This is a genomic window from Staphylococcus sp. HMSC061G12, from assembly GCF_001838465.1.
Taxonomy (GTDB): Bacteria; Bacillota; Bacilli; order Staphylococcales; family Staphylococcaceae; genus Staphylococcus; species Staphylococcus simulans.
This window is the reverse complement of the sequence record NZ_KV837142.1, coordinates 28284-40289: the sequence shown is the minus strand read 5'-3', so window position 1 is coordinate 40289 and position 12006 is coordinate 28284. Positions and strand designations below refer to the sequence as shown.

Genomic DNA, 12006 nt, shown 5'->3' with positions numbered 1-12006 from the left:
TGCATGCCTCCTTTATCGTGTTCTCTCTATTTTGTTTGCTTGTTTTTAGTATAGCGAAAAACTGCCGAATTGTTTTTTAAATTTTTGTAAAGTTAGAAAGAGGTTGGGTGAAGCGGTGGTGTATCATTCAAGTTGATATAATAAACCAGACGATCTGTCCATTCCCCGTTCTCAAAAATAAATTGTGTTCTGGTACATTCATACTCAAAGTCGCACTTCTTCAATAAGGCGATAGAGGCATGATTACCTGGATGTACATGGGCTTCTAGTCGATGATATTTTAAACGCTTAGCGATTTTAAATATGGCTGTAAAAGCTTCATACGCATAACCTTGACGCCAAAATTGATTATGAATCGCATAACCGCATTCTGCCCATTGAAAATGTTGACGTGCTAACGTTACTAAATTGAAGTTGCCGATATGTACACCATCAGCTTTGCGAAATACACCAAAGACATAAGTATCGTCAGATTGAATAAGTGCTTGTTGTTGTGCAATCAAACGCTGAAACCACGATTTAGAGTAACGAGATAACTCTAAACAACCTTCATCAAAAGGACTTTGAGGCATGGCTCGACCTGCATAACCTTTTACCCATTGCTCATAATCTTCTGCATTCATTGGTTTGACTTCTAACCGTTCTGTTGTTTCTGTTAAGTATTCAAACTGCATCTCTTCCCTCCTCTCTTCTAATCTGGATTATTCACATTCTTACGCTTTTTCATTCAAAAATGTTATATTTAAATTGAAATTAACTAAATAATAATTCTAAAAGGAGGTCATCCTATGTCATTCAAGGAATATGTAGAAGATGTTGTAGAAACAATCAAACATATGCGCTTTGGTTCTAAAAACGGTATTATCATGATTGTTTCTGCCATTGTGTTAAGTGCGATCACAACACCAATTATCGGTCTTCCATTAGGCGCTTGGATTGGTTACTATTTAGAGAAAAACGGTAAATAATTTTGATAGACGCTATGTAAAGAAATCCCTTGAGACACTTTATTAAAGTACTCAAGGGATTTTTATTTATTTTTGAAGTGCTAACAAGTCACTTGTGAGATGACGTGTAGCTTGATAGGCTTGTTGGTAAATTTCAAAGTATGCTTCATACGTCTGATGACGTTTTAAATCAGGTTGGAACACTTTTGAATAATGAATAAAGGCTTCTGCACAATCTTTCAATGAATCATACCAACCTAAGCTATATGCTGCTAACATTGCTGCACCCATACTTGGTCCTTCTTCATGTTTCAACTTATAGATTTCAGTGTTGAAGACATCTGCTTGAAGTTGGAGCCAGAAATCACTCTTAGCACCGCCACCTGTTGAGACAATCTTAGTCACATTGCGTCCAATACTACGTAAGTACACTAATGAATCATATAAAGAATACGTAATACCCTCTACCACTGCACGTCCAAAATCACCACGTGTATGATTACCTGTAATACCAATAAAGCTGCCTCGAATTGACGCATCACCATGCGGTGTACGCTCTCCAACTAGATAAGGTGTAAAGATTAAACCGTGTGCACCAATTTGAGACGCTTCAGCATCTTTCATTAAAGTGGTGAAATCATCTTCAGGATAAAATTCACGTTTAAACCAACTCAAACTATAGCCTGCACTTAACGTCACACCCATTAAATAGTTAACATCCGATACCGCATGATTCATCAAATGAATTTTATGACCATAGCCTTCTGATTCTCCGACAGGTTCGCAAATTAATAACACACCTGATGTACCGATACTACAAATCGCATCATCAGGATGAATCACGCCTGAGCCTAACGCTGCACATGCATTGTCTGCTCCGCCCGCAAAAACAGGTACAGGTTTATTAAGAGACAATTGTTGTTGTAACTCAGCTTTCAATACACCAACTTGTGCGTGTGATTCAACTAAGTCTGGATAAATATGGTCTGGAATATCAAACGAAGCACCTAACGCTTTATCCCATGCCTTAGTTTGTGGATTTAATAACATCGTTGCAGCCGCATCTGAATACTCTGTGTGCAATACACCTGTTAACGCAAAGCGTAAATAGTCTTTCGGCAACATAAACGTATCAATTTGTTTAAATAAATCCGGTTCATGTTGTTGTACCCATAAGAGTTTAGTCAGTGTAAATCCTTCGACCACAGGATTACCAAGAACTTGATCACCATACTTCGCTTTGATTTGTTCACATTGAGGAGTCGTACGTGTATCGTTCCATAAAATTGCACGTCTTAATGGTTGACCTGCCTGATCTACAATAACAAGTCCATGCATTTGACCTGAAAATGAAAGACCTTCAATCGAAACATCTGATAATACTGGTTGTGCTAATAAATGATGGAGCCCATTTACTGCAGCTGCCACCCATTCTTCTGGTGCTTGTTCTGAATAACCTGGATAGTCGTGATAAAGTTTGAGCGGTTCACTTTGTGTGCCGAGTACATTGCCTAAGCGATCGACCGCAATCAGTTTAATTGCGCTCGTTCCTAAATCGATGCCGATTACCGCTTCTGTTGTCATGTAAATCATCCTTTCCAAACGATTGAATACGAGTATTTTGATGAATCAAATATTACTTTTTATCTCATTAGTTATAGTATAGCGTTTTCATTTATATAAATATATATCCTTTATACTAAATTTATCTTTATTATGTATACATCGGTATGCTAGAAACCTCACATACCTTATTACTCAAAAAAGCACACGAGCAACGTTTGCTCGTGTGTCTTTGATTGATGTTATTAAGAATTCCATAAATCCGCTAAACCTTGGAATGATAAGAATCCTGTTACGATTGTTACGAGTACAGCAAGTACACCGAACATTAACATCCATGTTGGATGTTTGTAATCGCCGACAATTGACTTTTTCTTACTTGCGATTAAGATAACACCTAATGTAATCGGTAAGATTAAACCGTTCAACGCACCTGCGATGATTAATAATTTAACTGGTTTACCGATTAATAAGAATGTAATCGTTGAAACAACGATGAACACAATCACAATGATATTACTGCGTTTCATCAATGATTTGCTTAACGTTTTCAAGAATGTTGCACTTGTGTACGCTGAGCCGATTACTGATGATAAGGCAGCTGCGAATAATACGATACCGAAGATATTCTTACCAATTGGTCCAAGTGCATGTTCGAATACTGATGCTGGCGGGTTTTCAGGGTTTAATGTCACACCTGTAACAACCACACCTAATACAGCTAAGAATAATAAACCACGCATGACACCTGTTGTTAAGATACCAGCAATCGCTGAATGGTTAACAAACGGAAGATAGTCTTTCCCTTTGATTCCTGAATCCAAGATTCTGTGTGCACCTGCGAATGTGATATAACCACCTACAGTACCACCAATTAATGTGATAATCGGTAATACTAAAGCACCTGGATGTTCAGGCATAACCATTTTCTCTGCAGCTTCTAAGTATGGTGGATTTGATTTCACCATTACATATGCTGTAATACCAATCATCATTACCCCTAAGATCATCGTTACGAAGTCCATCACTTTTTGGCCGCTCTTACTAATGAATACGCCAATTGCTAAAATGGCTGTAATTGCGGCACCCCATTTTACATCAATACCGAAAATCGCATTTAAACCTAAACCGGCTCCTGCGACGTTACCGATATTGAAGGCCAGACCACCGATCGCAACTAAAATGGAAATGAAGGTCCCTAACCCTTTAACCATTTTGTTCGCGATTTCTTGTCCACGTAAGCCTGTCACAACCAAGATACGCCAAATATTGATTTGCGCTCCGATATCAATAATGATAGATAATAAGATCGCAAACGCGAAACTTGCGGCGAATTGTTGTGTGAAAACCGCTGTTTGTGTTAAGAACGCTGGACCGATGGCTGATGTCGCCATTAAGAAGACTGACCCTAATAACAGTCTCTTATGTTCCTTAGTGAACTGGAACTCCGGTTTGTTTTGTTTGTTTTCTCCCATAGATTAACCCCCTAATTTCGTAATCGAAATACCTTCTTTCGTTAGTCTTTCTCGTATTTTCGATACGAATTCCAATGCATGCGCGCCATCGCCATGCACACAAATTGTATCTGCTTTAAGCTCAATTTCTTTTCCTGTTTTCGCAATGACTTTGTTTTCTTTAACCATCTTCACAACCTGTTCAATCGCTTCATCCGTATCCGTTAACACAGCGTCAGCTTCTTTACGGCTTACTAGTTGACCGTTTTCTTCATAACGTCTGTCTGCGAATACTTCATTTGCGGCTTTCAAACCGACTGCTTCGGCTTCTGATACTAATAATGTATTAGATAAGCCCACTAAAATTAGTGATGGGTCCACGTCATATACTGCTTGTGCAATTGCGTGTGCAATATCTTTGTCACGCGCACCCATGTTATATAAGGCACCATGAGGTTTAACATGATTGATTTTAACATCGTGAATACGGCAAAACGCTGATAAAGCACCAATTTGGTATGCAACCAAGGTATAAATCTCATCAGGTGATAAATCCATATTACGGCGTCCGAAACCTTGAATATCATGGAAGCCTGGGTGTGCACCGATGCCCACACCGTTTTCTTTCGCAAGTTTCACAGTTTCATACATTACATTTTCATCACCTGCGTGGAATCCGCAGGCAATGTTTGCGGAGGTAATCAAAGGAATAATTTGATGATCTCCACCGAATGAATAATTACCGAATGCTTCGCCTAAATCACAATTCAAATCTATTTTCATGTTAAAGCAGCCCCCTTAGTAATTTGATGACGGTCTAAGAATTTAATATCGACATCTTTAGCATCACCATCAGCGTATGCTGGATATGATAATACCGCATACAAGAAATCAGCCGTTGTTGAGAAACCGTCAATGACCATTTCATCAAGTGTTGCTTTTAATTTCTCAATCGCATGCGTACGGTTTGCACCTTTGACAATCACTTTTGCGACAAGTGAATCATAGTAAGGTGACACGACATAACCTGGATACAATAATGAATCGACACGTACATTGAAACCTTGTGGTAAATGTAATGCTTTGACTTTACCTGGTGAAGGTTGGAATTTACGTTCTGGATTTTCTGCGTTGATACGTGCTTCAATCACGTGGCCAGTGAAGTGAATATCATCTTGGCTGAATGGCAGTTCTCCATGTTTCATTAAGTAAAGTTGTGCTTGTAATAAGTCTCTGTCAGCACGCATTTCTGTGACAGTATGTTCTACTTGGATACGTGCGTTCATTTCGATGAAGTAATATGCATCATCAGTCACTAAGAACTCGATTGTACCCGCACTACGGTAATTAGATGCTTGCGCAACTTTAACCGCGTCTTCACAAATCTTTTGACGCTTTTCTTCAGATAGTGCTGCACATGGTGATTCTTCGATTAATTTTTGGTTTTTACGTTGTACTGAACAATCACGTTCACCTAAGTGTACATAATTTTCTTTACCGTCACCGATAACTTGTACTTCTACGTGTTTCGCAACTGGAATAAATGCTTCAACGTAAATACGATCATCATCGAAGTATTTTTTACCTTCACTTTGCGCTTCTTTAAAAGCTTTCTCTAAATGTTCTGGTTCTTTAACGATACGGATACCTTTACCGCCACCGCCGCTTGCGGCTTTTAATACGACTGGATAACCGATATCTTTAGCAATTTCTTTTATTTCATCAACAGAATGTACCGCACCGATAGAACCTGGGATAATCGGCACATCGGCAGATTCAACTGTTTGACGTGCAGTGATTTTATCACCCATCATTTCCATCGTACGTTTTGTCGGTCCAATAAAGTAGATATCATTTTCTTCTACTTTTTGCGCAAAGTTAGGGCTTTCTGATAAGAAACCATAACCTGGATGGATTGCATTGGCACCTGTAATTTCTGCTGCTGCAATAATACGATTAATATTTAAATAGCTATCAAGCGGATTCGCTTCGCCAATACAAATAGCTTGGTCTGCTAAACTGACATGCAGACTCTTTTCGTCTCCTTTCGCATATACGGCTACTGTTTCAACGCCCACTTCACGGCAGGCACGAATAATACGTACAGCGATTTCTCCTCTATTCGCAATTAAACAACGATACATGATAATTTCTCACCCCTTTACTTAACTTCAATCAGTGCTTGGTCATATTCTACATTTGTGCCATGATCAACTAAGATATCTGTAACTTCGCCTTCTACTTCACTAGTTACTTCATTCATGACTTTCATTGCTTCGATATAACCGATAACATCGCCTTTTTTAATTTTGTCTCCGACTTTCACAATCGGTTCAGTTAATTCTTTTGTATCTTGCAAGAAGAATGTGCCGACCATTGGCGCATTCACTGTTTCACCAGATGCTTGGTTATCAGCTTGTGGTTCTTGAGCCGCTTCTGGTGCTGGATTAGATGTTGCTTGATTTTGAATTTGTGTTGCTGGTTGTGTTTGTTGCGGTGATGAAAAATCTAATTCAATTTCATGTGCCTCATCTTTATATTTGAACTTGTTCACCTTGTTCTCTTTAACTAAGTTAATTAAATCTTTGATTTCTTCTAATTTCATTTCTATTCATCCCCCTCTAGTAATTCGCTAATACGTTTTGATGTTGTTCTCATTTCCCTCATGTCAAACAACGGTTCTTTTTCTATTGCTTCTAATGAAGCTTCAAAACCTTTATTATAATCATCTAAATGTTGAATGGCTTCTTCCACAGTTACCCACTCAAAGTTTACTTTTTGACCGGGTTGTTTTTGTGCTAAGACACTTAAGTCTGACTGGCAGACTGTCGCAATCTTAGTGTAACCGCCGACTGTTTGTTTATCATTCATCAATACAATCGGGTTACCGTCATTCGGTACTTGTACACTGCCGAGTGCAACAGGTTCAGAAATAATATCTGCACTGTCAGTCGGCGGAATAGAAGCACCCTTCAAACGAAAGCCCATACGATCCGATTGTTCAGAAATCTCAAAAGGTTCTGACACTAACCCTTCATGGCTAGCATCAGAGAAGCTGTCATATTGCGGACCTTCCACAACTCTGATTGCATCTGTCCCTTCATGGATTAAATCTAAATCGCTCGTATAACCGACATGACGACGGTAATCATTATTATAATGAACCGGAATCATATCATCTTTTCTTAATGCACGGCCATGGAAACCGCCCATTTTAGTACGTGTATGCGTCGCATAACTTCCTGCAACTTCAGGTACGTCAATCGGATGACCGAAGTGTAAATAACCTCTTGCGCCTTTAATTGCGGCGTTTAATGCGAGTACATCACCTTTATATACTTGTACAACCGTTTGGTGGGAAATCGGCTCACCATTCAATGTTGCTTTAAATTCTGCGCCTGTAATAACTACAGTATTATCTTCTAAGAATTGTAATGTCGGTCCGATAATAGTTGCTTCGATTGCTGGACCTTCATTACCAATTAATTGTGTACCTAAACGGTAACTATATCTATCTAATGCACCTGCACTAGAGAAACCTTCTTTTTGGTAACCATAACGTCCGATATCTTGAATTGTTGAGAATAGTCCTGGTTTAATAATTCTAATGCTCATCTTGAACAGTCACCCATCTTTCTATATCAAAATCAGGATCGTTTTTCTGTGCGATAATCTCATCATACGTATCTTGTGAGATTTGATAGAATTCAATACGATCTCCCGCTTCATAAAGTGTCATTGGTTCACGGTCCAAGTCGAACACATCTAAAGGTGTACGTCCGATAATTTGCCAACCGCCTGGCGAATCTTGCGGATACAAACCAGTTTGGTTTTTCGCAATGCCGACAGAGCCAGCATCAATACGTACTCTTGGTTCATCCCTTCTTGGTGTATACAGACGCTCATCTAATCCACCAAGATATGGGAAACCAGGCATAAATCCTAGCATATAAATTAAATAAGTTGGTTCTGTATGTAATTGAATCACATCTTCAACTGTTAAATCATTAAGCTTAGCGACTTCTTCAATATCAGGTCCGTATTTCCCTCCATAGATGACTGGAATACGTACCACTTTGGAGCTTTCTGACGTCTCAATATCACTTACATCGAGCGTATCAAGCTTCAAGTCTTCGATTAATGCTTTCGCATGAATCTTATGATCATCGAAGTGAATCATCACTGCACGATAAGACGGTACAATCTCTTTAATCGCTTCATGATCTTGGCGTTCCAAATAAACCACAAGTTGTTGGACTTTCTTGAATGTCTCAGGTGCAATCTGTGGTTCAAAGCGAACTAAGATAGCTTGTTCACTGATAATTTGGTAATCCATTGTTTTGCCTCCCCTTTGTGTTAGGTAATACTGAACATCTATCCAGACGTTCTTTCCTTTGTTTAAGAATGTGACTGCACAAACTGAAACTTAGCTTCAGCTCGGGCAGTCTTTATATGTTTAACACTGTTATCTCTTCAGTTGTTAAGATACTTTTGAAAATTGTAACCGTTTTAAAAACGGCCAACAAATTTAATTATAACATTTATGCCCCATCCGTATCGATTAACTTGGGTATTAAAATCACAACTCAAATTCTATAAGAAATTTTAATAATATGAAATCGTGCCTTTTATCGCCATTTTCATAAGTTTTCTGACAATTTAGATGAAAACCTTTTCATGCGTATTGTTTTAATATAATACATTTGTTGCCTAAGTAAAAGACTTTTTTTGCTATAATTTTACACTTCGAATTGTGTTTAATTTAATATCCAATGGTACAACAGGGTTTAGACGATATTACAATCCTATTAAATTTCTGATTTTATTTGTCAGAAATACGATTATCCTAGGAATCTAAAGATTTCTTTATCATAAAGTTTAAAGATTTTGATGAAAATAAAGTGCGCTATATAAGCAACCGTAAATGGAACGACAAAGAATGCGGTGATAATCAAGACTAATTTCAACCAAACTTCATCAACATGCATAAATCTAAAGGCATTAATCGGTCCGACCATACCGATAATACCGAAACCTGCAGACTCTTTTGTTCCGCCAATACCGATGAAACTTGCCACAAAACCTGAAATAGCTGCGGTAACTGTAATCGGTACTAACATCACAGGATATTTAACCATATTTGGAAGCATCATCTTAACACCGCCTAGTAAAATTGTGGCAGGAACACCGAGACGGTTTACAGTGATTGTCCCAAAGACTAATGTTGCTTCTGCTGCTGTAATACCGATTGATGCTGCACCAGCTGCTAGACCGCTGATACCGATAGCCATAGATGTTGCTACTGTGGAAATCGGTGAAATAATGATCATACTATAAGCAATCGCAATCAGCATACACATTAACACTGGCTGCATCTCTGTAAAGGTATTAATGATATGTCCAATACCTGTAGTGACTAATTTTACGTATGGCAAAGTATGTAATGTAATAAACCCAGTAATAACTGCTACAAAGGTAGGTAAAATGATTAAATTCAAGCTTCCGAAGCGTTCACCTATGAATAAAATTAAAAGTGAGGCGATTGAAGCTGCTAACATCGTATTGATCAAGTCACCAATACCTGTGATTACCCATGCACCATTTTTAAATTGCGCTGCCCCACTTCCGATAAATGAAGCTGCCGCAACAACCGCAATGCCAAGCGGTGTGAATTTAAAGCGATGTGCGACTAATGCACCAACCAACATCGGCACCGTAAATTGAATGGCTGTTGCTACTTGTAATAGAACACCTGCTGATTTAGAGTACGGTGATAATGCTTTTAAAATTTCCCCTAATACCGCATGCGGTACGAGTCCTGCGATAATTGCGAATGCGACCCCGTTTAATACGTTATAAAAAAATGTACCCACCGACACCTTGGTACCTGGTCTTGTCATAGTTCCTCCCATATATTCTCCTCCGTTTTCTGTGTTGTTAATTATGTTTGTAATATTCTGATAATCCTAATATTTAAAATACTTAAAGTCAATATCTGCTCGAATTTAATAATGGTTTTAAGAACATATAATAGTAAGAAACCACTAAAATGGTAGAATGAATTATCTTATAACCCTTTCTAAATAAGCTATCTTTTGTATCACAATAAAAAAGAGACAGAAACCACACATATGATTACTGTCTCATTAATGTATTAATCGATAAATTTAAAGATTTCTTCATCATAAATTTTAAATATTTTACTATAAACAAAGTGCGCGATAAACGCAGTAATAAATGGAACGATAAAGAATGCGACTGCACAAAGTATCGCTTTAAGCCAGAAGTCCCCGTAATCTAAAAATCTGAACGCATTGATTGGTCCAACTAAACCGATGATACCGAAACCAGCTGATTCTTTCGTTCCTCCAATACCGATTAAACTTGCCACAAAGCCTGTTACTGCAGCAGTCGTAGTAATCGGTAAGAAAATAATCGGATGACGTACTAAGTTCGGCAACATCATTTTAACGCCACCTAAAAAGATTGTCATCGGTACACCTAAACGATTAACGCGCAATGTTCCAATCGTTAATACTGCTTCTACTGCCGCTATACCGATAGAAGCTGAACCTGCAGCTAATCCTTCAATACCGATTGCCATGGATAATGCGGCGGTTGAAATTGGCGAAATAACAATTGATGCATAAACTAATGAAATCAAAATACACATCGGTATCGGTTGTAATTCAGTAAAGCTATTAACCATATTACCGATGGCTGTTGTGACGAGTTTGACATAAGGTAGTGTATGCAATGCGATGAAACCTGTACTTACTGCCACAAATGTTGGTAATATAATCAAGTTCAAGCTGCCAAAACGTTCACCAATAAATAAAATCATAAGCGAAGCGATTGCAGCTGCGAACATAGTGTTGATTAAGTCACCAATACCTGTGATAACCCATGCATTATGTTTAAAGACGACAGCGCCACTACCGATAAAGGAAGCCGCTGAAACTACCGCGATACCTAAAGGTGTAAATTTAAAACGATACGCAACTAACGCACAGATTAAACAAGGCACCGCAAATTGAATAGCAGTCGTAATGTGTAGTAATTGTGTAAAGACTGGATTAAATGGGACAAGCGCTTTTAAGATTTCTCCTAAAATCGCATTCGGGATTAAACCTGCTACGATACCAATCGCAACCCCATTTAATAAGTTAAAAAGAAAATATTTGGGACCTATCTTAGTCCCTGGATGTGTGGGTGAAGTATGATCCATCGCTGTGTGTTCCATAAAAAGACTCCTCTCGTGATGCAAAAGACCTGATGTTTTCGTAATTTTCAGAATTATTGTATGCCTATCATTAAAGTATGTCAATGACAGAAAATAGAAAAAAGCAGCCGAAGCTGCTTAAAAATTACAGAGTACTGAACTATTCACTTTTACGTTTTCTACTAGCCATAACAGTTACCATACCTATTAATGAAATACACAAGCCAAAGATTACTAATACAAGATTTATTTCAGCTTCACCGGCTGCTGGTAATTCTTGTGATTGAGATGCATCAATTGATCTTGCTTCTGAAATTAATGCAGCAACTTTTTCATTATATTCAGTCGTAGACATTTTACCTGTATCTTTCAGATGTGTTAATTGAACTAACTTAGTTTGGTAAGGTTCATCTAATTTGATATTTTCAAATCCGATATTTGCCCATCCGTCACCGTCTGGATCCAATTCATCAGAAACTACTTCACCCGTAACTGCTTTAGCTGCTTGAGCTTCTGCACCTTTCACAATGTCTTCAATTCCAGTAAAAATTAATGCTACCGCAACTAACGTTGTTAAAAAGATACCGATTTTTCTCATTATAGGCCTCCTAAGTTTATCTAGTTTACTCATCTTTAACGTAACCAAACTTGCCTTCTTTAAAAACCCTATTTACAGTAACTAAACAAACTTTGCGGAATATTCGTAAATGAACTAAATAAAGCAGCCGGAGCTACTTAAAAATTACAGAGTACTAAAACAGCTATGATGATGTGCTACATCAGTTACAGAATCACTTATACCTAAAACTACAGAGTACTA

General features: G+C 38.1%; 12 protein-coding genes. 1 reads left to right on the top strand and 11 read right to left on the bottom strand.

The features are described 5' to 3' along the window. Window positions 1-92 precede the first annotated feature (92 nt). Window positions 93-674, bottom strand: coding sequence for a GNAT family N-acetyltransferase (locus HMPREF2937_RS09395; protein ID WP_070864456.1), 582 nt, complete (start codon window positions 672-674; stop codon window positions 93-95). Between the two features lie 114 nt (window positions 675-788). On the opposite strand from HMPREF2937_RS09395, the gene HMPREF2937_RS09390 reads away from it, so the two are divergent. Continuing rightward, window positions 789-968, top strand: coding sequence for a VraH family peptide resistance protein (locus tag HMPREF2937_RS09390; protein ID WP_002479871.1), 180 nt, complete (start codon window positions 789-791; stop codon window positions 966-968). Between the two features lie 66 nt (window positions 969-1034). On the opposite strand, the gene xylB is transcribed toward HMPREF2937_RS09390, so the two are convergent. The 10 genes from xylB to HMPREF2937_RS09340 form a co-directional block, all read right to left on the bottom strand. After that, entirely contained in the window at window positions 1035-2531 is a 1497-nt protein-coding gene (gene xylB, locus HMPREF2937_RS09385) for a xylulokinase (protein ID WP_070864455.1), read from the bottom strand. Window positions 2532-2755: 224 nt separating this feature from the next. Then, window positions 2756-3985, bottom strand: a complete 1230-nt coding sequence (locus HMPREF2937_RS09380) for an NRAMP family divalent metal transporter (protein ID WP_002479873.1) — start codon at window positions 3983-3985, stop codon at window positions 2756-2758. Between the two features lie 3 nt (window positions 3986-3988). Next, complete coding sequence (gene pxpA / locus HMPREF2937_RS09375; RefSeq protein ID WP_057510028.1) at window positions 3989-4747, bottom strand: 5-oxoprolinase subunit PxpA; 759 nt, start codon at window positions 4745-4747, stop codon at window positions 3989-3991. After that, complete coding sequence (locus tag HMPREF2937_RS09370) at window positions 4744-6108, bottom strand: acetyl-CoA carboxylase biotin carboxylase subunit (protein WP_002479875.1); 1365 nt, start codon at window positions 6106-6108, stop codon at window positions 4744-4746. The genes pxpA and HMPREF2937_RS09370 overlap by 4 nt, the downstream gene beginning before the upstream one ends. Window positions 6109-6125: 17 nt before the next feature. Next, the gene (locus HMPREF2937_RS09365) at window positions 6126-6569 is read right to left on the bottom strand and encodes an acetyl-CoA carboxylase biotin carboxyl carrier protein (RefSeq protein WP_002479876.1); all 444 of its coding nucleotides are present in this window, start codon (window positions 6567-6569) and stop codon (window positions 6126-6128) included. Window positions 6570-6571: 2 nt separating this feature from the next. Beyond that, complete coding sequence (locus tag HMPREF2937_RS09360; protein ID WP_070864454.1) at window positions 6572-7579, bottom strand: 5-oxoprolinase subunit C family protein; 1008 nt, start codon at window positions 7577-7579, stop codon at window positions 6572-6574. Next, on the bottom strand, window positions 7569-8300 hold the full coding sequence (pxpB, locus tag HMPREF2937_RS09355) for a 5-oxoprolinase subunit PxpB (RefSeq protein WP_002479878.1): 732 nt from the start codon (window positions 8298-8300) through the stop codon (window positions 7569-7571). Before pxpB ends, HMPREF2937_RS09360 begins: the two co-directional genes overlap by 11 nt. Window positions 8301-8805: 505 nt before the next feature. Then, window positions 8806-9876 carry a PTS sugar transporter subunit IIC gene (locus HMPREF2937_RS09350; RefSeq protein WP_002479879.1) on the bottom strand — a complete coding sequence of 357 codons (1071 nt, stop codon included), beginning with the start codon at window positions 9874-9876 and terminating at the stop codon, window positions 8806-8808. A gap of 242 nt (window positions 9877-10118) precedes the next feature. Next, window positions 10119-11207 (bottom strand): PTS sugar transporter subunit IIC, encoded by a 1089-nt coding sequence (locus tag HMPREF2937_RS09345; protein WP_083326932.1) that lies wholly within the window; start codon window positions 11205-11207, stop codon window positions 10119-10121. 139 nt (window positions 11208-11346) lie between these two features. Continuing rightward, entirely contained in the window at window positions 11347-11784 is a 438-nt protein-coding gene (locus HMPREF2937_RS09340) for an LPXTG cell wall anchor domain-containing protein (protein ID WP_070684328.1), read from the bottom strand. Window positions 11785-12006 lie beyond the last annotated feature (222 nt).

Bases quoted from the DNA above. Each gene is read 5' to 3' on its own strand.
- HMPREF2937_RS09360 (WP_070864454.1), bottom strand. From the start codon at position 7,579: ATGAGCATTAGAATTATTAAACCAGGACTATTCTCAACAATTCAAGAT.
- xylB (WP_070864455.1), bottom strand. From the start codon at position 2,531: ATGACAACAGAAGCGGTAATCGGCATCGATTTAGGAACGAGCGCAATT.
- HMPREF2937_RS09390 (WP_002479871.1), top strand. From the start codon at position 789: ATGTCATTCAAGGAATATGTAGAAGATGTTGTAGAAACAATCAAACAT.
- HMPREF2937_RS09370 (WP_002479875.1), bottom strand. From the start codon at position 6,108: ATGTATCGTTGTTTAATTGCGAATAGAGGAGAAATCGCTGTACGTATT.
- HMPREF2937_RS09340 (WP_070684328.1), bottom strand. From the start codon at position 11,784: ATGAGAAAAATCGGTATCTTTTTAACAACGTTAGTTGCGGTAGCATTA.
- HMPREF2937_RS09365 (WP_002479876.1), bottom strand. From the start codon at position 6,569: ATGAAATTAGAAGAAATCAAAGATTTAATTAACTTAGTTAAAGAGAAC.
- HMPREF2937_RS09380 (WP_002479873.1), bottom strand. From the start codon at position 3,985: ATGGGAGAAAACAAACAAAACAAACCGGAGTTCCAGTTCACTAAGGAA.
- HMPREF2937_RS09395 (WP_070864456.1), bottom strand. From the start codon at position 674: ATGCAGTTTGAATACTTAACAGAAACAACAGAACGGTTAGAAGTCAAA.
- HMPREF2937_RS09350 (WP_002479879.1), bottom strand. From the start codon at position 9,876: ATGGGAGGAACTATGACAAGACCAGGTACCAAGGTGTCGGTGGGTACA.
- pxpB (WP_002479878.1), bottom strand. From the start codon at position 8,300: ATGGATTACCAAATTATCAGTGAACAAGCTATCTTAGTTCGCTTTGAA.
- HMPREF2937_RS09345 (WP_083326932.1), bottom strand. From the start codon at position 11,207: ATGGAACACACAGCGATGGATCATACTTCACCCACACATCCAGGGACT.
- pxpA (WP_057510028.1), bottom strand. From the start codon at position 4,747: ATGAAAATAGATTTGAATTGTGATTTAGGCGAAGCATTCGGTAATTAT.